The following is a 24813-nucleotide window of genomic DNA, read 5'->3' on the forward strand; positions in this document are numbered from 1 at the left end:
TCTCGTCGCTGCCGTACTGCCATTCCAGTGTAGTGGTCGGCCACCAGCCGATTTTCCACCGACGGCCGCCGCAGGGATCAGCTGATGGCCGCGTCCAGCAGCACTTCGGCCGCCGCCTTGCCCGCCGCGGCGGCGCGCGGATCGCGGTCCATCTGAGCGCCGACGCCGCCGCCGTCGTACAGCAGCTGCAGCTGGCGCCCCAGCAGGGCCGGGTCGGGGGCGCCGGCCTGGCGGGCGAGCTCGGTCAGCAGCCCGCGGACTTCGGCGCGAAAGTCGTCGGCCGCCCGTGCGATCACGCCGCCCTCGGGCGCCTCGGCGCAGGCCGTGATGAACGCGCAGCCCCGAAAACCCGGGTCGGCGAAGAGTTCGGCCTGCGCGTCGAAGACCGCCAACAGCCGCCGACGCGGGTCGGTGTGGCGGTCTATCGCGCGCCGCAACCCGGCCAGCGTCTCCGCGTGTCGGGCCGCCAGGTAGGCCCGGACCAGGTTCTCCTTGCTCCCGAACACGTTGTAGAGCGACGCCTTGGCGACCCCGGCGTGCTCGATGATGCGATCGATGCCGACCGTCTGGACGCCCTCGGCGTAGAACAGGTCATTGGCCGCCGCGAGCAGCCGGTCCCGGACGGAGGCCCTGGCCCCCCGGGATCCGGCCCCGACGGCCGTTGTGACATCCGGCACGGTTTGCTCACTCCTCACCGCACTCCTCATCGCGTAGACAACTCTGTCTAGCCTAGCGCCCGGGGACGTGCTCGAGCACGACGACCGGGATCTCCCGCGCGCCGGCACTGTCGCCGAGATGGCGAAAGCCGTCGTGGATTCAGCGGATTGACGGCAGCTGCCGCGGCGCCCGGCTGCCGGCGAACGCGGCGGCCTCGCCGAGCAGTTCGGCCAGCTGCAGCGGATAGACGGTCTGGCCCGCGGCGACCAGCTCGGCGATGTCGGCGGCATCGCACCAGCGGTGACCGTGGATGTAGCGCCGCTCCAGCTCGGTCCGACCGGTGCAGTCCGGCTCGAAGCGCCGGGTCCGGCACACGAAGTAGAACTCCTCGCTGTCGATCACCGAGCCGTTGAACTCGAAGACCTCGTCGCGCCGCCACACGGGACCCACCATGTCGGCCGCCGTCACCCGTAGGCCCGTCTCCTCGGTCACCTCCCGGGCGGCGGCCTCGGCCAACCGCTCCCCGGCGCGCACCTCGCCACCGACCGTGAACCACCACTTCGGCGGGTCGGCATCGGCGATGGCCGGATCCGAGCCGCACAGCAGCAGCACCGCGCCGGTCTCGTCGAGCAGCACCACCCGCGCCGACGTGCGGTGGTTGAGCACCCCCTGATCGCCGTGCGCCAGCGCGTGCGGCCGCTCGACGATCTCGAAATAGCTTGGCAGCGCGGCGGTTCCGCCGAGACGAAGCGTCCGCACCAGGAATCGCTCGCGCAGCGCGAGGGTGTCGCGGACGGCGTCGTTGTGGAAGCGGCGGGCCAGCAGCACCCGCGCCTCGGCGTCGGCCAACTCCGCGATCAGGCCCGCCGGCAGCGACGCCGGGTCGACCATCGCCAGCGCGGCGGAGAGCTCGTTTTCACGCGACTCCCGCGCGTGCCGGGGGGCGTTTTCCGCGGCGTCGGCCAGCCCGGCCAGCCGGCGGCGCTCGGGTCCTCCGCCGTACGCGTCGATCGCGACCGCACGCGCCACCACCGCGCGCCGCGCCAGGACACCGTCCAGCGCCTGCCAGGAGAGGTCGTAGCGGACGTGCAGGCGGTCCAGCCGGTTGGCGGTCCGGTACGCCCAGGCGCCCACCATCGCCAGCACCACCACCGCCACCGCCACCGCCACCGCGACGATCAGCCACGTCATCAGCTGGCCACCTGCACCTTGGCGCCCGACCCGGCGACCGTCTCGTAGACCCGCATGATCTGGCCGGCCACCACCGACCAGTCGTAGCGCTGCACCGCCTGCGAACCCGCCGCCACATACCGTCGCCGCAGCGCGTCGTTCTCCAGCACCTCGATGAGCGCCCCGGCCAGCGCCTCGGCGTCACCGACCGGAACCAGGCGCCCGGCCTTGCCGTCGAGCAGCACGCGGCGGAAGGCGTCGAGGTCGCTGGCCACCACCGCCGTGCCGGCGGCCATCGCCTCGACGAGCACGATGCCGAAGCTCTCGCCGCCCGCGTGGGGCGCGCAGTAGACGTCGGCGCTGCGCATGGCCGACGCCTTCTGAGCGTCGTCGATCTGGCCGAGGAAGCGCAGATGTTCGGCCAGCTCGCCGGCCTGCTCCCGCAACTCCTCCTCGTCGCCGCGGCCGACGACAAGTAGCTGGAGATCCGCGAAGCGCTCGACCACCCGCGGCAACGCCTCGAGCAGCACCGCCATGCCCTTGCGGGGTTCGTCGTAGCGCCCCAGGAACAGCACCGTCTTGCCCGGCCGCGGATATCCGTCCAGCCGCGGCGCCGAGGCGAACGACGCGACGTCGACGCCGTTGGGGATCTCCACCGCGTCGGTCCCCAGCGCCTCCATCTGCCAGCGCCGGGCCAGGTCGGACACCGCGATCCGACCGACGATCTTCTCGTGCATCGGCCGCAGGATGCCCTGGAAGACGGTCAGCGTCAGCGACTTGGTCGTCGAGGTGTGGAAGGTCGCCACGATGGGGCCCTCGGCCACCCGAAGCGCCCACATCGACAGGCTGGGCGCGTTGGGTTCGTGCAGGTGCAGCACGTCGAACTCGCCGTCGGCCAGCCACCGCCGGACCCGGCCGTGCACCGCCGGACTGAACTGCAGCCGCGCCACCGACCCGTTGTAGGGAATCGGGATCGCCCTGCCGGCCGACACGACGTACTCGGGCAGCGACACATCCGGCGACGCCGGGGCGAGCACGCTGACCTCGTGTCCGCGGGCCCGCATCACCTCGGCGAGCTGCAGCACATGCGACTGCACCCCGCCCGGCACGTCGAACGAGTAAGGACACACCATCCCGATGCGCATCAGGTTTCCTTTGGGCGGGCCCGTCCGGCGTCGGCGCGGGGCGCAAGATCGGCCAGCCACTGCGGTTGCAGCATGTGCCAGTCCTCGGGGTGGCCGGCGATGTTGGTGGCGAACCGGTCGGCCAGCGCCTGGGTGATCGCGCCGACGTCACCGCTGCTGGCGTCCAGGGCGGGGTGCAGCGAAAAGCCCCAGCCGTCCTCTTCGAACCAGCAGTGCACGGGCACCAGGGCGGCCCCGGTCTCGATGGCGAGCTTGGCGGGCCCGGCCGGCATCCGGGTGGGTGCGCCGAAGAAGTCGACCTGGACCCCGGTGCGGGTGAGGTCCCGGTCGGCCATCAGGCAGACCGCCCGGTTGGCGCGCAGCCGGTCGCACAACACCTCGAAGGGCGGTCGCCGTCCGCCGGACAGCGGCAGCACCTCGAAGCCCAGGCCTTCGCGGTAGGCGATGAAGCGCCGGTACAGCGACTCGGGTTTGAGGCGTTCGGCGACGGTGGTGAACGTGCCGTGCGTCTGCGCCATCCACACCCCGGCCATGTCCCAGTTGCCGCTGTGCGGCAGTGCGCACACCGCGCCGCGGCCCGCGGCAAAGGCGGCGTCCAGGTTGTCGAGCCCGACGAACGAGGCGTCGAGCCGGTGCGCCAGCGCCCGGTGGTCCATCGTCGGCAGCCGGAACGCCTCCCGCCAGTAGCGGGCGTAGGAGGCCAGCGAGGCCCGCATCAGCGCGTCGGGCACCGCGGCCGGCTCCACCCCGATGACGCGGGCCAGGTTCTTGCGCAGCTGCGCCGGGCCGCCGCGCCGGGCCGCGAAACGCGCCCCCGCGCCGAACGCGGTGCGGGCGGCGAATTCGGGCATCGCCCGCACCGCCCGCCAGCCGGTCGCGTATGTCCAGTCGCTGACGGCGCCGGTCAGACGGTCCGGATTCAGGATCACGGCATCGGCTCCGTCGCGCCCGGAGAGGTCCGCACCGTGTGCAGCCGCTGGACGCAGGTGAGCACGCTGGCCACCGCCAGCAACCACATCGCGACGGGCAGCGCGGGCGGCCACGCGACGAACGGAAAGTCCGACACGCCGGCGCCGACCAGCACGATGATCAGCCGCTCCGGGCGCTCGATCAGGCCGCCGTCCCCGCGCAGCCCGCTGGCTTCGGCGCGGGCCTTGATGTAGGAGATCACCTGGGAGCCGACCAGGCAGATCGACGTTGCCGCCACCAGGAGCCGGTCGTGCAGGCCGAATGCCGCCCACCACAGCAGCCCGCCGAACACCGCGCCGTCGCTGACGCGGTCGCAGGTGGCGTCCAGCACCGCGCCGAAGCGGGTGCCGCCGCCCCGCTCGCGGGCCATCGCCCCGTCGAGCATGTCGAACATGACGAAGAACCAGATCACCAGCGTGCCGACGAACAGCTTGCCCATCGGGAACAGGGTCAGCGCCGCCGTCACCGACACGACGGCGCCCAGGATCGTGACGGCGTCCGGCGTCAGACCGAGGCGCAGCATGGCCCGGGCGGCGGGAGTCGTGATCCGCGCGAACGCCGCCCGCGACAGGAAGGGCGCCTTACTCATGTGCGCCGCTCCTCCTCATCGCTCCGCTCTGCATCGTCGCGCCGCGACTCATGGTTCACGGCTGTCTGCCCCACTCGGTGGCCAGGAGTGCGCGCGTGTCGCGCAGCAACTGCGGAATCACCTTGGACCCGCCGATGATCGTGATGAAGTTCGCGTCGCCGCCCCAGCGCGGCACGACGTGCACGTGCAGATGTTCGGCCAGCGACCCGCCCGCCGACGTGCCCAGGTTCATGCCGACGTTGAAGCCGTGTGGTTGCGAGACGCTCTTGATGACGCGAATCGCCTTCTGCGTGAACGCCATCAGCTCGGCGCTCTCCGGATCGGTCAGGTCCTCGAGCTCGGAGACCCGCCGATAGGGCACCACCATCAGATGCCCGGGGTTGTAGGGATACAGGTTGAGCACGGCGTAGACGAGTTCGCCGCGCGCGACCACCAGCCCTTGCTCGTCGGAGAGACGGGGAATGTCGGTGAACGGCTCCGCGGGTTTGGCGTTGTCGCGCTGGCGCGGCGCCTCGGCCAGGTAGGTCATCCGGTAGGGCGTCCACAACCGCTGCAGGTGGTCGCATTCACCGACACCTGTGTCGAGGATGGTCTCGTCGGGGTGTTCCACGCCGCCTTCCGGGTCACTCACCAGGTGCCACCTTCACCAGTTCTGCTGTGGGAGCGGCATTCTCGCGGTTGACGATCCAGCCGACGATGGCATCGACGGCGCTGTCGCGCGCCACGCCGTTGATCTGGCTGCGGTCGCCGAAGCGGAAGCTCACCGCCCCGGCCGCCGCGTCGCGGTCCCCGGCCAACAGCAGGAACGGCACCCGCTGGGCGGTGTGGTGGACGATCTTCTTGGCCATCCGGTCGTCGCTGCCGTCCACCTCGACGCGCACCCCACGCGACTTCAGCTGCGCGGCAACGTCTTCCAGATAGGCGACGTGCTCGTCGGCCACCGGGATGCCGACCACCTGAACGGGCGCGAGCCACGCCGGGAAAGCCCCCGCGTAGTGCTCGGTCAGGATGCCGAAGAACCGCTCGATCGACCCGAACAGCGCCCGGTGGATCATCACCGGGCGCCGGCGGGTCCCGTCGGACGCGGTGTACTCGAGTTCGAAGCGCTCGGGAAAGTTGAAGTCCACCTGGATGGTCGACATCTGCCAGCTGCGGCCCAGCGCGTCGCGGGCCTGCACCGAGATCTTCGGGCCGTAGAACGCCGCACCGCCGGGATCGGGCACCAGCTCCAGGCCCGACTCGGCCGCCACCTGCGCCAGCGATCCGGTGGCCTGCTCCCACATCTCGTCGGAGCCGACGAACTTCTCCGGGTCCTTGGTGGAGAGCTCCAGGTAGAAGTCCTCCAGCCCGTAGTCGCCGAGCAGCTCGAGCACGAACCGCAGCAGCGACGCGAGCTCGTCGTGCAGCTGCTCGCGGGTGCAGAAGATGTGCGAGTCGTCCATGGTGAACCCGCGCGCCCGGGTCAGCCCGTGCACCACGCCGGACTTCTCGTAGCGGTAGACGGTGCCGAATTCGAAGAGCCGCAAGGGAAGTTCACGATAGGAACGCCCGCGGGAGGCGAAGATCAGCGTGTGCATCGGACAGTTCATCGGCTTGAGGTAGTAGTCCTGGCCGGGCTTGCGCACCGTGCCGTCGTCGTCGTACTCGGCGTCGAGGTGCATCGGCGGATACATCCCGTCGGCGTACCAGTCCAGGTGTCCCGAGGTGTGGAAGAGCTGCGCCTTGGTGATGTGCGGGGTGTTGACGAACTCGTAGCCGGCCTCGATGTGCTTGCGCCGCGAGTACTCCTCGAGCTCGCGGCGCACGACGCCGCCCTTGGGGTGGAAAACCGCCAGGCCGGAACCGATTTCATCGGGGAAGCTGAACAGGTCCAGCTCGGCGCCCAGCTTGCGGTGGTCGCGGCGCTGGGCCTCCTCGATCAGTTCGAGGTGGCGGTCGAGCGCTTCCCGGGACTCCCAGGCGGTGCCGTAGATGCGTTGCAGGCTGGCGTTTCTCTGGTCGCCCCGCCAGTAGGCGGCCGAGCTGCGGGTCAGCTTGAACGCCGGGATGTGCCTGGTGGTCGGAATGTGCGGCCCGCGGCACAGGTCACCCCAGACCCGTTCCCGGGTACGGGGATTGAGGTTGTCGTAGGCGGTGAGCTCGTCGCCCCCGACCTCCATGACCTCGGGATCGCCGGACTTGTCGTCGACGAGCTCGAGTTTGAAGGGCTCGCCGGCCAGCTCGGCGCGCGCGGCGTCCTTGGACTCGTAGACCCGCCGGTCGAACAGCTGCCCGTCCTTGACGATCTGACGCATCCGCTTCTCCAGCGCCGCCAGGTCCTCGGGGGTGAAAGGTTCGGGCACGGCGAAGTCATAGTAGAAGCCGTCGGTGATCGGCGGCCCGATGCCCAGTTTGGCCTGCGGGAACAGGTCCTGGACGGCCTGGGCCAACACGTGGGCGGTCGAGTGCCGCAGGACGCTGCGCCCCTCCTCGGTGTCGGCTGCCACCGGGATGACCTCGGCGTCGGCGTCGGGCACCCAGCTCAGGTCCCGCAGCTTGCCCTCGGCGTCGCGCACCACCACGATCGCGTCGGGCGCCCCGCGCCCGGGCAACCCCGCGTCCCGCACGGCGGCGGCCGCGGTGGTCCCCGCGGGCACCCTTATCGGGACAGCTCCGGGGGCGGGATTGGCGGCGGCGCTCATCGGGTCGGTTCTCCAATTTTCGGGTGCGGTGACGATCGCTGCCATGCTATCGGGGCCGGGGCTCCTCAGGGCTGGCCAGGCTTGAGCCGCACGAACAGCGCGTCGGCCTCGGTCAGCAGCTCCGCGCCGTCGCTGAGCCGGCCCGACACGAAGATCTTGCGCCCGTCCACCCGGTCGATGCCGGCGTCGAACTGCAGTTCCTTCTCGATCGGCACGATGTGGCGGTAGTCGATCTTGAGGTAGGCCGTGCGCTGGAAGGGGCCGCCGGTGAGCACCGAGGAGGTCAGCCCCAGCACGCTGTCGAACAGCATCCCCAGGCAGCCGCCGTGCACGGCGCCGTTGCGTCCCAGATGGAACCGGGCGAACCGGGCCCGGCCGCGGATCCGGCCGTCGTCGGTTTTGTGTGCCGACATCGGGATCGCGAGGATGTTGCCGCGCATCGGCAGGTCCATCCGCCGTCCCGACGGCGACCGCCACTCGTCGGCGTCGTACGGGCTCAACAGCGCCGACACCTTCTCCAGCAGGTTGGCCGCCTCGGTGATCACCTCGTCCGGGGCGTCGACGGCGCGGGCGTGATCCTGCATCCTGCGCACCGCGTCGACGAACCGGCCGTAGTCGGGTCCGCCCTTGGTCGTCGGTTCGGGCGGATTGAATCCGCCGCCGGGGTGCCGGGCCTGTTCGCTGGTCACCGGGACACCGTATCCGCCTGCGCTGCGCCGCGGTCAGGCGTTCTGCTCCCCGATGGCCCCGAGCAGCTCGACCTCCTGTTCGCTCAACTCGATCCCGGCGGCGGCCACGTTCTCCTGAAGGTGGGCCACCTTGGAGGTGCCGGGGATCGGCAACATCACCGGCGAGCGGTTGAGCAGCCAGGCCAGCGCCAGCTGCGACGGCGTCGCGTCGTGCTCGGCCGCCATGTGCCGCAGCGGCCCATCCGGGTCCGCCAGCGGTCCGGCGGCCAGCGGGAACCACGGGATGAAGCCGATGCCCTGGCTCGTCGCGGCGTCCAGCAACGGCTCGGCGCCCCGGGCGGACAGGTTGTACATGTTCTGCACCGACACGATCTCGGTGACCCGCTGGGCCGCGGTGAGCTGGTCGACGTTGACCTCCGACAGGCCGATGTGGCGGATCTTGCCCTCGTTCTTCAAGGCCACCAGCTCGCCCAACTGGTCGGCCAGCGGGAAGTCCGGGTCGATGCGGTGCAGCTGGTAGAGGTCGATGGTCTCGACGCCGAGGCGGCGCAGGCTCATCTCGCATTCCTGGCGCAGATACGTCGGATTGCCCAGGGGGATCCAGACGTCCGGACCGGTGCGCAGCAGGCCGGCCTTGGTCGCGATCACCAGGCCCTGATAGGGGTGCAGGGCCTCGCGGATGATCTCCTCGGAGACGTAGGGGCCATAGGAGTCGGCGGTGTCGATGAAGTTGACGCCCAACTCGACGGCGCGCCGCAGCACCCGGACGCATTCTGTGCGGTCGGCGGGCGGGCCCCATACCCCCTTGCCGGTGAGCCGCATGGCGCCGAAGCCGAGCCGGTTGACGGTCAGGTCGCCGCCGATGGTGAACGTTCCGGACGCGTGGGCGACAGTGTGTGTGGTCACATCGTTGACCGTACGCTGGGCACATGAACCTGGCAGCGCTCGAGGCGCTTTCGCTGACGTACCCCGAGGTGGGGGCGACCGCGTCCGGCCGGCTGCCGGCGGGATACGCGCACCTGCACGTGGCGGCCCAAATCGGCACGGGCCGAGAGCGTTTCGAGCGAGCCGCCGACGCCGTCATGCACTGGGGGATGCAGCGTGGGTCGGGCCTGCGGGTGCGGGCCAGCTCGGAGACCGTGGTCCCGGGCGCGGTGGTGGTGGTGCGGATGGTTTTCCTGCCCGCACCGTGCCGCGTGGTGTACGTCGTCGACGAACCCGACATCCGCGGCTTCGGCTACGGCACGCTGCCGGGTCACCCGGAGTCCGGCGAGGAGCGTTTCGTCGTGCGCCACGACCCGGACACCGACGACGTGTTCGCGGAGGTGTCGTCGTTCTCCCGGCCCGCGACCTGGTGGAGCAGGGCGGGCGGGCCGGTGGTGTCGGTGGCCCAGCGCGTCATCGCCAAGCGCTACCTGCGCGCGGTCTGACGCCCGGGCGGGATGGCTCAGGAGGGCGCCGCCGACGGGAGGGTCTTCAGCACGGTCAGCAGCACCACCGAGTCCGTGACCGCGTGCAGGGCGTGCCGTTCCTGCGGAATCACGACGTAGTCCCCGATCTCGCCCTCCCACACGTCCGCGCCGGCCGTCAACCGCACGTGCCCCTGCAGAACCTGCAGCGTCGCCTGTGCGGGCCCGTCGTGTTCGGAGAGGTCGTGGTCGGCGAGCAGGGCCAGCAGGGTCTGCCGGAGTTCGTGGGTGTGTCCGCCGTGCACGGTGTGCGCCGCGCGCCCGCTGTGCGACTTCGTGGCCTCGGCCAGCTTTTCGGAGGCCAGGCTGGTCAACGAGATGGATTCCATGAATCGAGCCCCTTGGGTTGAGGTGGGTTGTCGAACGGTCAGCCGGCTGACAGGGATATCCCCGCCACGACCAATGCAATCGCCTTGACCACCTCCAAACCGATATAGAAGTGGTGGGCGCGGGAGCGTGGCGCGTCCAGTCCGGAGAGCACCTGATCGGAGCGACGCGTCAGCGAGGGACGCACCATCAGCACCTGGACGACCAGCGCCGCGACGGCCGCGCACAGCGCCACGGCCGACCGCACCGGTACCGGGCCGGCGGCCACGGCCACCGCGATCACGACGGCGAAGGCGATCTCGACGGCGTTGAGCGCGCGGAAGACCAGCCGGCCGATGCCCAGGCCGAGCGGCAACGTGACGCCGGGCGCACGGAACTTCAGCGGCGCCTCCAGGAACGAGATGGCCAGCACCATGCCCAGCCAGACGAAGGTGACCGCGACCGCCACCGCCGCCGCGCCGCTTCTCATCGGGCACCCGCCCGCGGCGCCAGGTGCGCCACGCACAGATCGGGTTGGACGAACGCGTCGAGGCGGCGCACCGAGACCGGCGCCCCCCAGGCCGCCAGGGCGCCCTGCATCACGCCGAGGTGGGCGGGGCATACGACGCCGGTGCCGTTCTCTGCGATCTCCAGGAAAGGGCAGTGCCGCAGGCCGATCTGCTCCCGCCCCGCGGCGGTCCGGCGCTCGGGGGCGAACCCGAGGTCGTCGAGCAGTCCGACCAGCCGATCGACGGCCGCCGCGGCGCCGATGGCCTCCGCGCCGGGCGGCTGCGCGGCGGACTGGGTCCTGCGGGCCCAGGCGCGCCCGGCGCCCAGCGCCTTGGCGCGCGGATCCCGTTCGGAGGCAAGCGCCTCCGCCAGGATCTCGGCGAGCATCCGGTAGTGCCGCGCTCCCCCGCGGTCCATCTGCCGGACCGCCCGGAACATCAGCGCCGGGCGCCCGGGCCCCTTGCGGCCCGGCTCGACCCGCTCCACCTGGCCGTCGCCGAGCAGTATGTCGAGGTGGAACCGGACGGTGTTGGGATGCACGCCCAACACCTCGGCGATCGCGGCGATGCTCATCGGATCGGGCGACGCCCGCAACACCTGCAGCACCCTGCGGCGACGGCCGACTGATTCCCGCACCGGGGTGACCTCGACCATCATGCACCCATCATGTTCCTTCGGAAGTCCCGACCGCGCTCCTCAGGCGCCGGGTTTCAACAATACCGTTCGTGAAAAGACCGGCGCGAACGCGCCGGAACGCGGCCGCACCCGTGGGAGCTGCCGCCGTCCGGCTGGTGACAAACGCCTCTGACCGAGCCGTCGCCGGCTCGATAGCGTCGTGAATCAGCGGCGGGGCCGACTCCGGCCCGGCCGACACGCATCGCCACGCGGGTACCGACGCACGAAGGACAGGCCATGTCATCCCAGAACGCACCGATGGGACCGAGAGCAATGGGGATTGTCGTCGGCATCGACGACTCGCCCGCCGCCAGAGTGGCGGTGCGGTGGGCGGCGCGCGACGCCGAGCTGCGAAAGGTCCCGCTGACGCTCGTGCACGCGGTTTCGCCGGAGATGTCGACCTGGCTGCGAACGCCGATGCCCGCCGGGGTGATGCGCTGGCAGCAGGATCACGGTCGCCGACTGGTCGAGGGGGCGCTGCGGGTGGTCGAAGAGGCCACCGAACATGGCGGTCCCGCCGCCGTGCACACCGAGATCCTGGCGTCGGGGGCGCTTCCCACGTTGATCGACCTGTCCAAGGACGCGGAGCTGATGGTCGCGGGCGCCCAGGGCAGCGGCCGCTGGCCCGGCCGGCTGCTCGGTTCGGTCAGTTCCGCCCTGCTTCGGCACGCGCACTGCCCGGTGGTGATCGTCCACGAGGAGGACCCGTCGCAACCGCCGCCGGACCGGGGGCCGGTCCTGGTCGGCATCGACGGCTCGCCCGCCTCCGAGTCGGCGACCGCGATCGCGTTCGACGAGGCCTCGCGCCGGCACGCCGGGTTGACCGCCCTGCACGCATGGAGCGACCTCGACGTGTCGGAATGGCCCGGAATCGATTGGCCTGCAACACAATCCATGGGCGAAGAGGTGCTGGCAGAGCGGTTGGCGGGGTGGCAGGAACGGTATCCGGACGTGCACGTGCGCCGCGTCGTGGTGCAGGACCAGCCGGCACTCCGGCTCGTCCGGGAAGCCGATCGGGCGCAACTGGTGGTGGTCGGCAGCCGGGGGCGGGGCGGGTTCGCCGGGATGCTGGTGGGCTCGGTCGGCGAAACCGTCGCCCAGCTGGCACGGGTGCCGGTCATCGTCGCCCGTTAGCCGAAACAGGCTTGGCCTCAGCGGTTTTCATCGCCGCACCGGGTCGGCGACCGCCGGGTCACGGCGCACCACCGCGTCGGTCATCGCCGTCGCTGGGCGCCGCGCACGTGGCGCGGCTATCGGCGGACGACGAGCACCGAGCACTCGGGATGGCGGAACAGCGGATGTCCGTGCGGGCCGATCAGCCGCGCCAGCTGAGCGGCCTCGGGGCCGCTGATGACCGCGAGCTGCACCCGCTCGTCGTTGGCGCTCAGGAAGTCGGCGATGGCGTCTTTGGTGGTGACCGGGTAGACCCGGACCCCGGGGTGGCGTTGCCGCCAGTCCCGCACCCGGTGCTCGAATGCGCCGTCGGCGCTTCCGGCGAGCTCCTCCGGCCGGCCGCCCAGGACGAGCATGGGCGCCCGCCGCAGCCTGGCCTCCCACCCGGCCCATTCGACGACGACGTCGTTGCCGGGTGCGTCGGTCATGCGGACCACGACCCAGTCGATGTCGGGCGGCGGCTGCTCGGAGTCGGTGCGCAGCACCGCGACCGGGCAGTGCGCCTTCTCGGCGAGCTCGGCGGCCGTCGATCCCAGGAGCGAGCTGGCGTAGCGCCCGATCCCGACGGAGCCGATGCACACCACCTCGGCGTCGCGCGACGCCTCGACGAGCATCGGTCCGGCCGGGCCGCGCGGGATGTCGGTTTCGACGCTGACGGGTTTCTTGGTGGCCTCGATCGCGGATCGCGCCTCGCGCAGCGACTTTTCGGCGTGCTCGAGGTCGCGGGCGTAGTCGTCCGGGGAAGCGTGCGTCAACGTGATGACCGAGACGAGTCGCAGCGGCGAGCCGCGGCCGATGGCTTCGTCGACGCCCCAGAGCGCGGCCACGATCCCCGCCTGCGAGCCGTCGATGCCCACGACGATCGGTTTCATCGTCAACTCCTCACTGGCCAGAACTTCAGGGCCCGGAACTTCAGGCCCCGGAATTTCAGGGCCCGGAACTTCAGGGCCCGGAACTTCCTGCACCGGAATACCTTTCGGCGGGACCGCGTTCGAGCGCCGGGACCGGCCCGGGGTGGGCGAGCCGATAGACGTCGAGCAGGCGGGTGACATCGCTGGGGGTGACGATGCCGACCACCTGCCCGCCGTCGACGACCAGGGCCCGGCTGCGCGGACCGGCCGCCGCCATCCGTTCGAGCAGGGCGCTCAGCGGCTCCCGCGGTGCCGCGGTCGGCACCGCGTGCAGCGGCAGCGCGATGTCGCTCACGCTGGTGGTGGGGCGTCGGTCGGGCGCGACGTCGCGCAGCTGAGCCAGGGTAACCAGCCCCACGATCGAGCCGTCCCGGCCCGCGACCGGGTACGCCGAATGGCGGTCGCCCAGCACGTAGCGCTGGATGAATTCGTCGACGCTGATCCACCCGGGCGCGCTGTGCGGGCGGGCCGTCATCGCGTCGGCAACGCGCACCCCGGCGAAGAGCTGCTGGGTCGAGATCCGGGTCTCCTCCTCGCGGCTGGCGGCGAAGATGAACCAACCGATGAACGCCAGCCACACGCCGCCGACGAGGCTGCCCGTGACGAACTCGGCCAGCCCCAACGCGATCAGGACGTACGCCAGCACCCGGCCGGCGCGCGCCGCGCCGATGCCGGCGCGCGCGATGTCGCCGTGGCGGCGCCACAGGTAGGCGCGCAGCACCCGGCCGCCGTCCAGCGGGGCGCCCGGCAACAGGTTGAACAGGCCCAGCACCAGGTTGATCATCGCCAGCCAGGACGAAACGCCCACCACGATCGGGGCGGCGTGCGCGGCCCGCAGCGCCGCGACGAGCCCGCCGAACATCGCCGCCAGCGCCAGGCTGGTGGCCGGGCCGGCGATGGCGATCCGGAAGGCCGCCTTGGGGGTCTTGGCCTCGCCGCCGAGCGTGGTCACCCCGCCGAACAGCCACAGCGTCACGCTTCCCACCGACACCCCCGCGCGGCGGGCGACGACGGCGTGGGCGAGCTCGTGGGCCAGCAGCGACGCGAGCAGCACCAGGGCGCCGCACGCGCCGGCCACCCAGTAGCCGGCCGACGAATAGCCTTTGACGGCCGCGGGCAACGTGCTGGCCAGGCTCCAGGTGAACAGCCACAGGATGACCAGCACGCTCCAGTGGATTTTCACCGCAAAACCGCCGATCCGCCCCAGCGGGATCGCATCTCCCATGTCGAAACCTCCAGAACCCCTGTCGGATAACGCCTTCGGCCTGGGCACACATTCGCCCCATAGCGACGCTAGACCGGCGCCGTGGCCGCGACTAGGGTCGTTTGACCTCGCCGGGGCGGCCAATCGGCCCGCGCCGCTCAGAATTGGCAGGTGCGGCCGATCCGGCCGCCGCAGCGGGACACGGCGATGCCTGTGACCGCCCATCGGGATGACACCGGCCGCGGTGTCGAACAGCCACGGGGACGGCATCGGCCCGCCGGGCTGGCCGGTGCCCCCCGCCCTGGTGGATTTCCACACTGTGCGCGAGCGTCTGGGACAGAGATCGCAACGAATCACTCACGAGCAGAACGAAACACACCGAGATCGGGCCGAGCTCGGGCGTCCGCGTTCACCAGCGTGGGCGAGTTCGGCAGGAACTCCAGACCGCGCGGCGCCGCCGGGAAACCTTCCGCCTTCCCGCCGCGGTGCCGCGACGTCGTGGTCATCACCTGAGTATCCCCGCGTTCGACCGAAATTCGGTCTGTCAACACCCAATGAGGACTTCCGTCCCTACCGTGCCGCCCGGGATCGTGGTCGGATCTAAGGCGTTGGGTCAACGAACCACACCCGAGGAGTACACGATGACCAGCACCCTGCCGGTGGCGCAGAAGCCACATCCGCTGTTCCCGGAGATTGCCGACCTGTTGGCGGGGTTCCCGTCGTTCGCCGGGATCCGCCCGATGTTCGACACCCGGCTGATGCGGCTGGAAGACGAGATGAAGGATGGCCGCTACGAGGTGCGCGCCGAGATACCCGGCGTCGACCCGGCCAAGGACGTCGACATCACCGTCCGCGACGGGCAGCTCACCATCAAGGCCGAGCGCAGTGAGAAAAAGGAGTTCGACGGCCGTTCGGAGTTCTCCTACGGCTCGTTCGTCCGCACCGTGTCGCTGCCGGCCGGCGCCGACGAGGACGACATCAAGGCCACCTACGACAAGGGCATCCTGAGTGTCTCGGTGGCGGTTCGGGAGCCGACGCCCGCCAAGAAGCACGTCACGATCGCCACCAAATAACCGGGTCCGGACGGCCCGGGCAGCGGTGCCCGTGCCCGTCACTCCACAGCCGTGGCGCGTCAACTTTTTTCGGCAGCCTCATTTTCGGCAGCCTCAGTCGGCTTCGCCGGCAGTGCGAGGCCGGGCGCGGGCGCCCGCTCCACCCGGTGCTTGACGCCCAGCAACAAGCCGCGCGTGGTCAGCGCGATCAGCGGCCGGAAGGCCTCCATGGCGAAGACTTCGCCCGGGTGACGCAGCGAGATCCTGGCGCGGGTGAGGAGCCGGACGCGGTCCTGCCAGTGCGGCTGCAGGTGGAATGACCAGACCGCGTTCCACCGCCGCTCCGGCCGGGCGGCATGCAGCACAAGGTATTTCTCGGGCACGATCTCGGCGACGGTCAGCGTCACCCCGTCCGGCAGCCCCATCCAGCCCGCGGGAGCCAGGCGCACGATGTCCCCGACGGCACGCTGCTGCCACTCGGGATGGATGCGGTCGGCGTCCTGATGCTCAAGGCCCAGCATGTCTTTGAGCCCCGCGCAGCCGTACCAGCCGCCCCGGTCCTGACCCATCTGCAACAGCCAGGGCCAGACCGCGGCGGTGGGCGCGTCGATGTACAGCGCCTCGGTGGTCTGGATGGCCGGATCTCCCACCAGGGCGTCGCCCGGCAGCGACATCCGACACTCCGCCTTGGTTGCGCCCCAGTTGCGGTAGTACCGCCGCGCGGCGTAGAGCAAACCGGCCAGGGCCGCAGCCTGGGCGATCCGTTTCGTGGTGTCGGCCATGGGGTTGAGTCTGCGCGGCGGCCCCCGCGGTCCGACAGGGTCGATGGTCCTCGCGGCCAGGCCGTTTCGCCCCGCGGACGGCCTGGCGGCGCGTCCCCGCAGGTGACCTTGGGCCCTTCCGCCGACGGCCGCGCGGTGGCACAATTGCCCCCGTCTGACGTGACCGGGCAGGGGCGGTCGCGGCTGAACTAAGGAGCAGGCGACTATGGGTGGCCATCCACCGCTTTTGTTGACCGATGCCGACTTAGACGATCTCGCTTGCGAATTCCTGGACTCGCGATATGCCGGTCCCATCTACGCCGACTGGTCACCCGACCGGCGCCTCGATACGTTCCTGCGGCGGCGCGGCCTCCCCCGTGTCGCCGACGACGGCGATCTCGCCGGCCTCGTCCTGGATCACATCATGACCCACGTGGGCGTCGGGGCCCCCGCCCGCCGCGTCGTGAAACCGTCGGGGAGACCGGCCCCGCCGCTTGGGGTCTAACGGCACTATCGACCCTCGCCGCGCGCGGCGGATAGTGAAGCCGATCATCGTGGATCGGAGATGACCGGCAATGGAGCAGCTGACGACGCTGGAGGCCGGCTTCCTGGAGGCAGAGGACGCCGACCGGCACGTCAGCCTGGTGATCGGCACACCGGCCGTCATCGACGGACCCCTTCCCGAGCAGGCGGCGCTGACCGCGACGCTGTCCGAACGGATCCGCGGCGTGTCCCGCTTCCGGCAGCGCGTGCGCAAGCACCCGTTCGAGATTGCGGCACCGGAATGGGTGGAGGACACCGCGTTCGACATCACCCACCACCTGCGCTGGGCGGCGCTGCCGCAGCCGGGCGACGACGCGGTGTTGTTCCGGACCATCGCCGATCTGATGGAGCGCAGGCTGGATCGCGATCACCCGTTGTGGGAGTGCTGGGTCATCGAAGGCCTCCCGGACGGGCGGTGGGGCGCCCTGATGAAGATTCATCACTGGCGTCGCCGACGGGATCGCCGCGACGCGGATGCTGGCCGGTGTCTGCGATGCGGGCGCGGGTGCGACCTTCGCCACCGACATCCGCGCCGCCACCGAGCCTCCGCCGTCGACAGCCCTCTCGGCGGGGCTCGGCCGCAATCCGCTGACCTGGGCCGGCGGCCTGTGGCGCGCGTCGATGGCCACGACCGGCGTCGCCACCCAGACCGCCCTGGGCGCGGCGCAATTCGTCACCGGCGTGCTCACCCCGGCGGCGGGGTCCCGGCTGCACGGCTCGCTGGCGGGCATGCGCCGGTACAGCGCGGCACGCGTGTCACTCAAGGACGTCGAAACGGTGTGCCACACGTTCGGGGTGACCCTCAACGACGTGGCGCTCGCGGCGATCACCGACAGCTTTCGCGCCACGCTGTTGCGCCGCGGCGAGACACCGAGGCGCAACTCGCTGCGCACCCTGGTCCCGGTCTCGGTGCGCCCGCCGGATGCGATGAACCGCGCCGGCACCCGGGTGTCCGCGATGCTGGCCTCGCTGCCGGTCGAGCAGCCGGACCCGCTCAGGCGCTTGCAACTGGTGCACGCCCGGATGGGCCGGCTCAAAGCCGGCGGCGAGCGCCAGGCGGCGAACACCTTTGTGGCATTGACCGATTACGTGCCCTTCGTCGTCAGCGCGTGGATGGTTCGGTTGCTGACCCGGCTGCCGCAGCGCAGCATCGTCACGCTGGCGACCAATGTGCCGGGTCCGCGCCAGCGGCTGCAGGTCATGGGTCACCCGGTGGAGCAGCTGCTGCCGGTTCCGCGGATCGCGATGCAGCTGCGCACCGTCATCGGCATGCTCAGCTACGTCGACGAACTGGCGTTCGGCATCACCGCCGACTACGACGCCGTGACCTCTCCCACAAACCGGCGGGCAGCAGGCAGGGCCACCGCCCGGCCCGGGTCGCCAATTAGTCTGCGCCCCAAGGAGTCACCATGTCCGACCATCAACCACAGCACGAGGCGCCCGAGCGGGGTGGCCGCAACACCCTGCACCGGCTGCGCTTCTGGGTCGCGCCGGTCATCATCGCGCTGGCCTTGTTGTCCGGCTTCGCCATGCTCTATTTCGGCGGCATCCTCAACCCGGCGGCCAACCTGCGTCATTTCCCGATCGCGATCGTCAACGAGGACACCGGAGCGACGGGCAAGACCATCACCGACGGCCTGGTGGCCAACGTGGACAAGGACCGGTTCGACCTGCGGGTGCTGTCGGCCGGCGCGGCACGGCACCAGCTCGACACCGCGCGGATCTACGCGGCGGTGTCGTTGCCGCAGGACCTGACCCAGCGACTGCTCGCCCTGCCGCAGGCAACGCTGCAGCCCGGGGAACCGGTCAGGCCGGTCGTGACGATCCTGACCAATCCGCGGGCCAGCGCGATGGGAGCCGCCATCGCCGAAAAGGCCATGGGCAACGCGATGGCGGCCGTCAACGCCGAGGCCGGCGCCAAGCTCACGCCGCTGCTGCAACAGCTCAACGGAGCGGCCGCGCCGCCGGGGGGTGCCACGCTGGTGCTGGCCGCCCCGATGGACGTCCGGACCGTGGCCGACAATCCGCTGCCCGGCGGCACCGGTGCGGGCCTTTCCGCCTTCTACTTCTCGTTGATGCTGCTGATCGGCGGGGTCACCGCCGCGATCGTGGTGAGCATGACGACCGATGCGCTGCTGGGGTATGTGCCCGCGGAGTTCGGGCCCTATTATCGGCCGGCGAACCGGCTGCCCGGCAAGGTCCGGGTTTCGCGGTTGCAGACGCTGCTCGTCGAGTGGGCCCTGGTGGTCGTGCTGGGTTTGTCGACGTCCGCGGTCTATCTGTGGGTAGCGTCCGCGCTGGGCATGCCGGTGCCCCACCCGGTGTCGCTGTGGCTGTTCGGCGCCTTCGTCGTCGCCACGGTGGGCATCACCTCGTCGTCGCTCATCGCGGCCCTGGGCTCGTTGGGCACGCTGATCAGCCTGTTCGTGTTCCTCTTCTTCGGCCTGCCATCGACGGGTGCGACCATCCCGCTGGAGGCAACGCCGCGCTTCTTCGGATGGCTGGCCGGATTCGAGCCCATGCGCCAGGCGTTCGTGGGGTCCAGAGCCCTGCTGTACTTCGACGGCCGTGCCGGTGCCGGGCTGTCCCGCTCGCTGACGGTGGGCGTGATCGGGCTGGCCATCGGCGTGCTGATCGGGGTCCTGGTCACCTGGCTCTACGACCGCCGAGGCTTCCACCGCATCGAGGCTCCCGCACACCAGGAGGCGGCGGGTGCCTCCGAAACCCTGTCCAGCACGAGTTGCTAGCCGCGCGGGCGGTTGCCCGTCGCGTGTGCAACCAGGGCGCGGGGTGTGAACCTTGGGCGGCGACACGCGCGACCGCCGTGGGTTCACGGTGAAAACCCCGACCGCCCGGGCAAAACCCGCCCGCCCGCACCCGCTCAGGCTCCCACGCCCAGCGCCGACTCGAGTTCGCTCAGCGACCGTTCGGTCATCGGGATCAGCGCCTCGATGTCGGGGACCACGTCGCGGCCCGCCGCGTAGCCGAACCCGATCCGGCCGGCGTACGAGCACGTCGTCACGTTGAGCGCCAGCCCGTCGAAGACCGTCGACACCGGATACATCTCCTCGACATGCGCACCATTCCAATACATGTCGCACTCCGGGCCGGGGACGTGCGAGATGGGCAGGTTGAATCCGGTGCGCAGTTTCTGGGTGAACGGCAGCAGCGGCAGGACCACCGTGGCGGCGATGCTGCCCGCCGCCGTCAGCAGCGACGCCGCCGCCCCGCGTCTGGCCACCCAGCGCTTGCCTTCGGTCATCGACCGGTTGATCAACGCCAGTCGCGCCAGCGGATCCTCGACGTCGGTGCCCAGCGGGCACGCCCAGAGGCCGAATCTGTTGCCGTGCGGGTCATCCGCGGCAGCACTCTCGTGATCGCGCACCGTGATCGGGCAGGCCGCCACCAGTGACAGCCCCGGCAGTTCGCCGCGGTCACACAACCAGAGGCGCACGGCCCCGGCCACCATGGCGGTCACCACGTCGTTGCCGCTCACCCCCGCCGCCCGCTGCACGGCCCGGACGCGGTCCCTGGACCAGTTGGCCGCGGAGACGGCGCGCTGCGGGCCGAGTCGCCCGTTGAATCGGGTGTAGGGCGCCCCGAGGGGCAACACGGTGGTGTGCTCGACCAGGCTGTCGAACACGGCCCGCAGTTCACCGCCGACCACGCCGCCGATCAGCCCGGCTCCCGACGCCGCCGTGCCGGCCAGCGACCGTATCGGTGCGGTCACCCGAGGCAGCAACCCGGGCGCCGGCCGCGGCGGCGAACCGGGACGGCGGTCCGCGAAGAAGTGTGGCATCGACCGGCGGTGCGGATCGGCGGTCAGCGCACCGGCAAGCATCTGGAAGCCGGCCACCCCGTCGACAACGGTGTGATGCACCTTGATGTAGAAAGCGAATCGGCCCCCGGGGAGGCCGTCGATCAGATACGACATCCACATCGGTCCGGACCGGTCGAGTCGCTCGCCGTCCAGTTCGCCGATCAGCCGCCATAACTCGTCGCGACCGCCGGAAACCGTGCGGCGCACCATGTGCCGGCTGATGTCAACGGCATCGTCGGCACGCCACACCCACAGCCCACCGGTGTCCACGCCGCGGTGTGGGTACCTGCGCAGTCTCGGGTCGAGCGAGCCGTTGCCGGCGAGCGCCTCGCGATAGAGCCCGTCGACGTAGCCCGGTCCGGCTTCGGCCGGCGGCGCCAGGATCAGCACGACACCTTCGTGCATCGGGTTGGACACCACCTCGGCGGTCATCATCGCCGCGGCCAGCGGGTCCAGCGGCATCATCGTCGGACCCGGCGATCAGGCGGGGCGTCGGCGCTGGGCCGACGGACCGTCGAGCAGCCCGGACTGACGCAGCGCGTCCCAGACGAAGCGCTGCACCGGACGCGACCGGAAGAATCCGGTGTGACCGCCCGGATACCAAACTATTTCGGGCTTGCCCCAGTGTTCCCACAGCCGCACCACCTGCTCGCGGGGATGCACGACCCGGTCGGCGATTCCCGCGTAGATGAACCGGCCCGGCTTGGGCACCAACGGAGTAAGCGAAAGGGGCGAGGTCATCCGGCCGATCGGGGCGGCCATCTCCATGGTGTGGCAGCGCGGGTCATCCTTGCTCAAGCCGGAGTGGCGCCCCAGCACCTCGACCAGGTTGGCCACCGGGACGCCGAGAATCGCGCAGGTCAGTCCCTTTTCGAGGCTGGCGACCAGCGACGCGATATAGCCGCCGAGCGACAGGCTGTTCAGCCCGATCAACGAGTCGGGCTCCTGCATCCGGATCCAGGACAACAAGCGCCGGATGTCCCACACCGCCTGGGCCGTCGCATGCACGTCGTCGAGCACGTCCTCCCCCGGGAAGATCGCGCCCTTCGGCAGGCCGCGCGCCCGGGGACCGTGCATCGGCAGGACGGGCATCACGACGTTCAGACCCAGCTCGTCATGCAGCTTCCACGATCGGAACAGGGCGAGATCAATTGGCGCGCGGCCCATTTCGGTGCCGTGCACACACACCAGCCAGGGCCGCGGTTCGCGGTGACGCAGCAGCAGCGCGTACTCGCGCCCGTTCGCCGTGTACCCGGACCAGCGCTGCGCACCCGGCTCGCCCGCACGCGGGGCGTACCCGCTGTCGAAGAAGAGGCGGTAGAAGGAGCGCCTGCGGTCCTTGACCTTGCGCACGGTGACGTCGGGAAGCGGCGGCGGTTTGGCGAAAAATCCCTTCGGCTTCTCCAACCATCCCTTGGCGCCGTAGAACTCGAGCCCCGCCGCCACCTCGTCGGTGATGCGCTCGAAAGCCCGCGGCGTGCTGACCGGGCGGCGGGCCCTCAGGCCCATCAGCACGATCTCGTCGCGCAAAGCCTGCGCGGTCAGGGCCAGGGTCGGGCGCGCGATCGGCAGTTCGTCGGAGCCCGGGCCGAAGAAGTCACGCAACGACCGCCCGAAGTACATGCCCGTGTGCGTGAGCGGTGCGACGGCGCCGGATAGAACCATGGCCGCAAAGCTAACAACCTGGGCCGACGGCCGGTTAGGGCCTTATGTCCCGCCGGCGGCCGCGAAAGTCCTTGGCTTTCACGAGCAGGAATGACTTTTGTCACTCGCGCAGGCGGCGCCGCAGCCGTACCGTCGGAGCCGTCGGCAGCAAATCCGACGTCGGTTGCGGCAATGCCGCCGGCAGCCACCAGTGTTGAGGTATTGAGGAGTTCGACATGACACAGACCCCGGAGAAATCCGCGCCCCGCTGGGCCGAGGTTTCTGACGACGTGCTCGAATCGCTCGAATCGAGCCGCAAGCAGGCGATCGAGGCGGTCCGCACGTTCGTCGACCAGATCAGCCCGGTGCTCCCCGAGCAGTCGCGACGCAAGACCGTGATCGAGGCCGCCCTGAACCTGGCCGAAGAGTTGGGCGCCGCGCGGATCGAGTTCTTCCGCAGCGTGGTGCACAGCGCCGGCGAGGCGATGAACACGTAGCGGTCTCCGCGTCGCCGGGCCGGTGGCCCGTCCGCATCGCCCGGCCACCGGCCTTCCCGCGCCTACCTCGGCACTTTGCCCCGCGGGGCCTACCGGTCCGCCGACGGCGATGTCAATGGCGCCAACCAACGCCGTCCACGACGAAATCGACAAAGCCCGTTGCGAGACGACAAGAAGAAACCCTGCGGCCCGAAAAGCCAAAGTCCCGGGCTGGCGCTTTCGCGGCTCCCCGACACAATTCTGGGACCGGCGATGGTCAAAGTTTCCCTCGGCTCACTTTGCGCAATTATCTCGTTGCGCTCACAGCATCCGCGCGCGGCGACCGGCTCGATTCCGGCGCCGTCCGCCGCTGTGCGACCTGCGCGGCGGCGCAGGCGGGCCCTGTGGCCCGCAACCCTCGACGAGGGGCCCATCGCCCTCGCTCGGCCCTTGCGCACGGCATGGGCCGAGCCAACCGGTGGTCATCGCCCTACGTCGGGCCGTGGTCGCGGGCCCGCGCTTCCTTGCGACGCGCCGGAGCGGCCCTCGGCAATCGCGGGTTACGCACCATTCTGGACCAAGTCGACCCAATCAACCGAACCGGCGGTATGGCGACGAATCGGACTCAAACAAGACTCATACACGGAGAGTAGGGCGTTTCACACGGGATACGCTTATAATTTGATCCACCGGTAGAGTCAAGTGCGGTAACGCCCAACAGATTTTACGTGGCGTGCTTGACCTCTTCAGGGGAATATCCTGTTCGATGCAGGGAAGGGGCAAGCCGATGGGATTCTTGGCAGCTCCACCGAGAATCAATTCGCCGAATCTGAAAACAACTCTCAGCGAATTCGAGATAGCCGTCGGGGAGGCGGCGCAGAACGCGGTTTGGAATACGCAACATCAACTCACTCACCACTTGGCGGAGGACGACCCGCTCCGTGCGCAGTACCTGCGCGAATACCAGCAGTCGATCGGTCGCCAGGTGCTCGCGACGATAATCGCGCTGCGCGCGTCAGCCTGCCGTAGCAAGCACACGCAGGGCCTCCGGGCCTCCATGGTGGACCCCGGCGCGGCGATGGGCATGTAACGGCCCGGGTTTTCCCTGCCCGCAACGTCATTCGACGCCCGGCTCGCCCGATGCCCGCAGCACGGCGGCGCGTCGGAGTCCTGGCCACTCAGTCGACCGCGTGGATCACCTGACGGGCCACGTGCCGGATCCGCCCACACATCTCGGGGTCGAGGGGCACGTCGGCATCGGCGGGGATCTCCCCCGTCGTCGTGACCACCCCGGGTTCCTCGTGCCGCCAGCGGGCGTTCACCTTGTCGCCCAGCGCGCGGGCGGGCGGGTTGTCCGACAACACGCGGGCGTGAAACCGCTCGACACCGTCGATGCGCGCGGCGAGCGCCAGCGCGCCAAGCAGCAGCGTCCCGATCCCGCGGCCCTGGTAGGCATCGGCCACGGTGAGCGCGACCTCCGCCGAGCCGTGGTCGTCCGCGTCGCGGATGAAGCGCGCGTCGGCGATGGCCGGCCCCTGCGCGCTGTCGGTGACGACCCAGACGAAATGGTCGACGTAGTCGACCTCGAACAGGTAGGCCAGCCGGGCGTCGGTCGGAGCGCCACCCTGGTAGCGGCGGTAGAGCGTCTGCCGCGAGAAGGACCCGTCGCTCTTGAACCGCTCGGCGTCGCCGGGCAGGACCGGACGCAGCAGCAGCGCGGCACCGTCGTTGGTCGACACCGGAATCGGGGCGATGTAGACGGCCAGCCGCTGCCGTGCGGTGCGGACCATCCGCTCGGCGACGACCGGCATGGCCAGCATGCGGTCGAAGGCGCCGTCGTGGCCGGTGTACCCGCAGACATCGTCCAGCGCCGTCACCGTCGCCGTTCTGGGTTGGCTTCGCAGCAGGGCGATTTCGCCGACGATCGTTCCCGGAGCGAGCTCGGTCTCGGCGACCTGGCCTCGCGGGCCGAGGTGGCTGATCGCGACGCGGCCCGAGGTGATGATCGCAAAAGACGTCGCCCGCTCGCCCTGCCGCATCAAGACCTCGCCGGGGCCCGCGCGCAGCGGCACCAGGTCGGCGGCCAGCGCAGCGAGGTCTGCCGCCGGAATGTCGGCGAAGACGTCCAGCGTGGCCAACTCCTCGGCGCACACGGCGCTCGCGGCGGCCCGCTCGGTGGCCACCGCCGGCCGTGATCGGCTCTCACCGCGCGTCATTTCACCGACTCGGGTACCTCGTCACGCGCAGTACGCTACGCGAGCGGCGGACCCGGCGCCGGGGCAATTGGCTGGTAGGCGCGGTGACAAAAGACCCTGCCGGGCCGGCGCCGCCGCGGGTGCGCGGCGGTTCGTGCCGCCGAGAGATCGGGT

Annotated in this window: 26 protein-coding genes and 2 pseudogenes; 9 read left to right on the forward strand and 19 right to left on the reverse strand. The window is 70.6% G+C overall.

The window, feature by feature from the left end; translation table 11 throughout:
- Positions 1–77 precede the first annotated feature (77 nt).
- From FPZ47_RS03635 to FPZ47_RS03675, 9 genes are all read right to left on the reverse strand, one after another.
- Positions 78–695, reverse strand: coding sequence for a TetR/AcrR family transcriptional regulator (locus tag FPZ47_RS03635; protein WP_210419826.1), 618 nt, complete (start codon positions 693–695; stop codon positions 78–80).
- Between the two features lie 121 nt (positions 696–816).
- Entirely contained in the window at positions 817–1848 is a 1032-nt protein-coding gene (locus tag FPZ47_RS03640; protein ID WP_144946127.1) for an NUDIX hydrolase, read from the reverse strand.
- Positions 1848–2972 carry a glycosyltransferase family 4 protein gene (locus FPZ47_RS03645; protein ID WP_144946130.1) on the reverse strand — a complete coding sequence of 375 codons (1125 nt, stop codon included), beginning with the start codon at positions 2970–2972 and terminating at the stop codon, positions 1848–1850. The genes FPZ47_RS03640 and FPZ47_RS03645 overlap by 1 nt, the downstream gene beginning before the upstream one ends.
- Complete coding sequence (locus tag FPZ47_RS03650) at positions 2972–3901, reverse strand: phosphatidylinositol mannoside acyltransferase (RefSeq protein ID WP_144946133.1); 930 nt, start codon at positions 3899–3901, stop codon at positions 2972–2974. The genes FPZ47_RS03645 and FPZ47_RS03650 overlap by 1 nt, the downstream gene beginning before the upstream one ends.
- Positions 3898–4530: a phosphatidylinositol phosphate synthase gene (pgsA, locus tag FPZ47_RS03655; protein ID WP_144946136.1), complete on the reverse strand. Its 633-nt coding sequence runs from the start codon at positions 4528–4530 to the stop codon at positions 3898–3900. The genes FPZ47_RS03650 and pgsA overlap by 4 nt, the downstream gene beginning before the upstream one ends.
- Before the next feature lie 55 nt (positions 4531–4585).
- Positions 4586–5161, reverse strand: a complete 576-nt coding sequence (locus tag FPZ47_RS03660; RefSeq protein ID WP_144946140.1) for an ATP adenylyltransferase — start codon at positions 5159–5161, stop codon at positions 4586–4588.
- The gene (gene thrS, locus FPZ47_RS03665; RefSeq protein ID WP_168209352.1) at positions 5154–7211 is read right to left on the reverse strand and encodes a threonine--tRNA ligase; all 2058 of its coding nucleotides are present in this window, start codon (positions 7209–7211) and stop codon (positions 5154–5156) included. The genes FPZ47_RS03660 and thrS overlap by 8 nt, the downstream gene beginning before the upstream one ends.
- Before the next feature lie 65 nt (positions 7212–7276).
- Positions 7277–7900: a PaaI family thioesterase gene (locus FPZ47_RS03670; RefSeq protein ID WP_144946147.1), complete on the reverse strand. Its 624-nt coding sequence runs from the start codon at positions 7898–7900 to the stop codon at positions 7277–7279.
- Between the two features lie 33 nt (positions 7901–7933).
- Entirely contained in the window at positions 7934–8806 is an 873-nt protein-coding gene (locus FPZ47_RS03675) for an aldo/keto reductase (protein WP_168209353.1), read from the reverse strand.
- A 23-nt stretch (positions 8807–8829) separates the two neighbouring features.
- Between FPZ47_RS03675 and FPZ47_RS03680 the strand changes: the two genes are divergently transcribed.
- Positions 8830–9330: a DUF1990 domain-containing protein gene (locus FPZ47_RS03680; protein ID WP_144946153.1), complete on the forward strand. Its 501-nt coding sequence runs from the start codon at positions 8830–8832 to the stop codon at positions 9328–9330.
- 17 nt (positions 9331–9347) lie between these two features.
- On the opposite strand, the gene FPZ47_RS03685 is transcribed toward FPZ47_RS03680, so the two are convergent.
- From FPZ47_RS03685 to FPZ47_RS03695, 3 genes are read right to left on the reverse strand one after another with little or no spacing between them, the layout of a single operon-like run.
- Positions 9348–9698, reverse strand: coding sequence for a cupin domain-containing protein (locus tag FPZ47_RS03685; protein ID WP_144946155.1), 351 nt, complete (start codon positions 9696–9698; stop codon positions 9348–9350).
- 38 nt (positions 9699–9736) lie between these two features.
- A complete protein-coding gene (locus FPZ47_RS03690) occupies positions 9737–10165 on the reverse strand; it encodes a hypothetical protein (protein ID WP_144946158.1) in 429 nt (142 codons plus the stop codon).
- Positions 10162–10842, reverse strand: a complete 681-nt coding sequence (locus tag FPZ47_RS03695) for a helix-turn-helix transcriptional regulator (protein ID WP_144946161.1) — start codon at positions 10840–10842, stop codon at positions 10162–10164. Before FPZ47_RS03695 ends, FPZ47_RS03690 begins: the two co-directional genes overlap by 4 nt.
- Positions 10843–11118: 276 nt before the next feature.
- On the opposite strand from FPZ47_RS03695, the gene FPZ47_RS03700 reads away from it, so the two are divergent.
- Positions 11119–11994: a universal stress protein gene (locus FPZ47_RS03700; RefSeq protein WP_425461727.1), complete on the forward strand. Its 876-nt coding sequence runs from the start codon at positions 11119–11121 to the stop codon at positions 11992–11994.
- Positions 11995–12110: 116 nt separating this feature from the next.
- Here FPZ47_RS03700 and FPZ47_RS03705 read toward each other — a convergent pair whose 3' ends face one another.
- From FPZ47_RS03705 to FPZ47_RS28245, 3 genes are all read right to left on the reverse strand, one after another.
- Positions 12111–12905, reverse strand: coding sequence for a universal stress protein (locus FPZ47_RS03705; RefSeq protein ID WP_144946167.1), 795 nt, complete (start codon positions 12903–12905; stop codon positions 12111–12113).
- Positions 12906–12975: 70 nt separating this feature from the next.
- Positions 12976–14169, reverse strand: a complete 1194-nt coding sequence (locus FPZ47_RS03710; RefSeq protein WP_144946170.1) for a site-2 protease family protein — start codon at positions 14167–14169, stop codon at positions 12976–12978.
- A gap of 332 nt (positions 14170–14501) precedes the next feature.
- Positions 14502–14654, reverse strand: a complete 153-nt coding sequence (locus tag FPZ47_RS28245; RefSeq protein WP_168209354.1) for a hypothetical protein — start codon at positions 14652–14654, stop codon at positions 14502–14504.
- A 135-nt stretch (positions 14655–14789) separates the two neighbouring features.
- Between FPZ47_RS28245 and FPZ47_RS03715 the strand changes: the two genes are divergently transcribed.
- Complete coding sequence (locus FPZ47_RS03715; protein WP_144946173.1) at positions 14790–15221, forward strand: Hsp20/alpha crystallin family protein; 432 nt, start codon at positions 14790–14792, stop codon at positions 15219–15221.
- Between the two features lie 59 nt (positions 15222–15280).
- Here the strand turns inward: FPZ47_RS03715 and FPZ47_RS03720 are convergent, their stop codons facing one another.
- Positions 15281–15982 carry an SRPBCC family protein gene (locus tag FPZ47_RS03720; protein WP_246133207.1) on the reverse strand — a complete coding sequence of 234 codons (702 nt, stop codon included), beginning with the start codon at positions 15980–15982 and terminating at the stop codon, positions 15281–15283.
- Between the two features lie 229 nt (positions 15983–16211).
- On the opposite strand from FPZ47_RS03720, the gene FPZ47_RS29225 reads away from it, so the two are divergent.
- The 4 genes and pseudogenes from FPZ47_RS29225 to FPZ47_RS03735 all read left to right on the forward strand — a co-directional run bounded on the left by FPZ47_RS29225 (position 16212) and on the right by FPZ47_RS03735 (position 19251).
- Complete coding sequence (locus FPZ47_RS29225) at positions 16212–16466, forward strand: hypothetical protein (RefSeq protein WP_246133208.1); 255 nt, start codon at positions 16212–16214, stop codon at positions 16464–16466.
- Between the two features lie 70 nt (positions 16467–16536).
- A pseudogene (locus FPZ47_RS30565) lies at positions 16537–16887 on the forward strand (wax ester/triacylglycerol synthase domain-containing protein); the annotation flags it as partial.
- 91 nt (positions 16888–16978) lie between these two features.
- Positions 16979–17779 (forward strand): annotated as a pseudogene (locus tag FPZ47_RS30570) (WS/DGAT domain-containing protein); the annotation flags it as partial.
- A gap of 134 nt (positions 17780–17913) precedes the next feature.
- On the forward strand, positions 17914–19251 hold the full coding sequence (locus FPZ47_RS03735) for a YhgE/Pip domain-containing protein (protein ID WP_144946182.1): 1338 nt from the start codon (positions 17914–17916) through the stop codon (positions 19249–19251).
- Between the two features lie 134 nt (positions 19252–19385).
- Here the strand turns inward: FPZ47_RS03735 and FPZ47_RS03740 are convergent, their stop codons facing one another.
- Positions 19386–20789 carry a wax ester/triacylglycerol synthase family O-acyltransferase gene (locus FPZ47_RS03740; RefSeq protein WP_144946185.1) on the reverse strand — a complete coding sequence of 468 codons (1404 nt, stop codon included), beginning with the start codon at positions 20787–20789 and terminating at the stop codon, positions 19386–19388.
- A 15-nt stretch (positions 20790–20804) separates the two neighbouring features.
- Complete coding sequence (locus FPZ47_RS03745) at positions 20805–21989, reverse strand: alpha/beta hydrolase family protein (protein ID WP_144946188.1); 1185 nt, start codon at positions 21987–21989, stop codon at positions 20805–20807.
- A 215-nt stretch (positions 21990–22204) separates the two neighbouring features.
- On the opposite strand from FPZ47_RS03745, the gene FPZ47_RS03750 reads away from it, so the two are divergent.
- Both FPZ47_RS03750 and FPZ47_RS03755 read left to right on the forward strand, forming a co-directional pair.
- On the forward strand, positions 22205–22465 hold the full coding sequence (locus FPZ47_RS03750) for a hypothetical protein (protein ID WP_144946191.1): 261 nt from the start codon (positions 22205–22207) through the stop codon (positions 22463–22465).
- 766 nt (positions 22466–23231) lie between these two features.
- Entirely contained in the window at positions 23232–23534 is a 303-nt protein-coding gene (locus FPZ47_RS03755) for a hypothetical protein (RefSeq protein WP_144946194.1), read from the forward strand.
- 88 nt (positions 23535–23622) lie between these two features.
- Here FPZ47_RS03755 and FPZ47_RS03760 read toward each other — a convergent pair whose 3' ends face one another.
- Positions 23623–24660: a GNAT family N-acetyltransferase gene (locus tag FPZ47_RS03760; protein ID WP_144946197.1), complete on the reverse strand. Its 1038-nt coding sequence runs from the start codon at positions 24658–24660 to the stop codon at positions 23623–23625.
- Positions 24661–24813: the final 153 nt, after the last annotated feature.

The organism is Mycobacterium helveticum (assembly GCF_007714205.1).
Taxonomy (GTDB): Bacteria; Actinomycetota; Actinomycetes; order Mycobacteriales; family Mycobacteriaceae; genus Mycobacterium; species Mycobacterium helveticum.

Excerpts from the sequence above, each read along its gene's own strand:
- FPZ47_RS03640 (WP_144946127.1), bottom strand. The coding sequence starts at position 1,848 with ATGACGTGGCTGATCGTCGCGGTGGCGGTGGCGGTGGCGGTGGTGGTG.
- FPZ47_RS03645 (WP_144946130.1), bottom strand. The coding sequence starts at position 2,972 with ATGCGCATCGGGATGGTGTGTCCTTACTCGTTCGACGTGCCGGGCGGG.
- pgsA (WP_144946136.1), bottom strand. The coding sequence starts at position 4,530 with ATGAGTAAGGCGCCCTTCCTGTCGCGGGCGGCGTTCGCGCGGATCACG.
- thrS (WP_168209352.1), bottom strand. The coding sequence starts at position 7,211 with ATGAGCGCCGCCGCCAATCCCGCCCCCGGAGCTGTCCCGATAAGGGTG.
- FPZ47_RS03680 (WP_144946153.1), top strand. The coding sequence starts at position 8,830 with ATGAACCTGGCAGCGCTCGAGGCGCTTTCGCTGACGTACCCCGAGGTG.
- FPZ47_RS03685 (WP_144946155.1), bottom strand. The coding sequence starts at position 9,698 with ATGGAATCCATCTCGTTGACCAGCCTGGCCTCCGAAAAGCTGGCCGAG.
- FPZ47_RS03690 (WP_144946158.1), bottom strand. The coding sequence starts at position 10,165 with ATGAGAAGCGGCGCGGCGGCGGTGGCGGTCGCGGTCACCTTCGTCTGG.
- FPZ47_RS03695 (WP_144946161.1), bottom strand. The coding sequence starts at position 10,842 with ATGATGGTCGAGGTCACCCCGGTGCGGGAATCAGTCGGCCGTCGCCGC.
- FPZ47_RS03700 (WP_425461727.1), top strand. The coding sequence starts at position 11,119 with ATGGGACCGAGAGCAATGGGGATTGTCGTCGGCATCGACGACTCGCCC.
- FPZ47_RS03705 (WP_144946167.1), bottom strand. The coding sequence starts at position 12,905 with ATGAAACCGATCGTCGTGGGCATCGACGGCTCGCAGGCGGGGATCGTG.
- FPZ47_RS03710 (WP_144946170.1), bottom strand. The coding sequence starts at position 14,169 with ATGGGAGATGCGATCCCGCTGGGGCGGATCGGCGGTTTTGCGGTGAAA.
- FPZ47_RS28245 (WP_168209354.1), bottom strand. The coding sequence starts at position 14,654 with ATGACCACGACGTCGCGGCACCGCGGCGGGAAGGCGGAAGGTTTCCCG.
- FPZ47_RS03715 (WP_144946173.1), top strand. The coding sequence starts at position 14,790 with ATGACCAGCACCCTGCCGGTGGCGCAGAAGCCACATCCGCTGTTCCCG.
- FPZ47_RS03720 (WP_246133207.1), bottom strand. The coding sequence starts at position 15,982 with ATGGCCGACACCACGAAACGGATCGCCCAGGCTGCGGCCCTGGCCGGT.
- FPZ47_RS03735 (WP_144946182.1), top strand. The coding sequence starts at position 17,914 with ATGTCCGACCATCAACCACAGCACGAGGCGCCCGAGCGGGGTGGCCGC.
- FPZ47_RS03740 (WP_144946185.1), bottom strand. The coding sequence starts at position 20,789 with ATGATGCCGCTGGACCCGCTGGCCGCGGCGATGATGACCGCCGAGGTG.
- FPZ47_RS03745 (WP_144946188.1), bottom strand. The coding sequence starts at position 21,989 with ATGGTTCTATCCGGCGCCGTCGCACCGCTCACGCACACGGGCATGTAC.
- FPZ47_RS03750 (WP_144946191.1), top strand. The coding sequence starts at position 22,205 with ATGACACAGACCCCGGAGAAATCCGCGCCCCGCTGGGCCGAGGTTTCT.
- FPZ47_RS03755 (WP_144946194.1), top strand. The coding sequence starts at position 23,232 with ATGGGATTCTTGGCAGCTCCACCGAGAATCAATTCGCCGAATCTGAAA.
- FPZ47_RS03760 (WP_144946197.1), bottom strand. The coding sequence starts at position 24,660 with ATGACGCGCGGTGAGAGCCGATCACGGCCGGCGGTGGCCACCGAGCGG.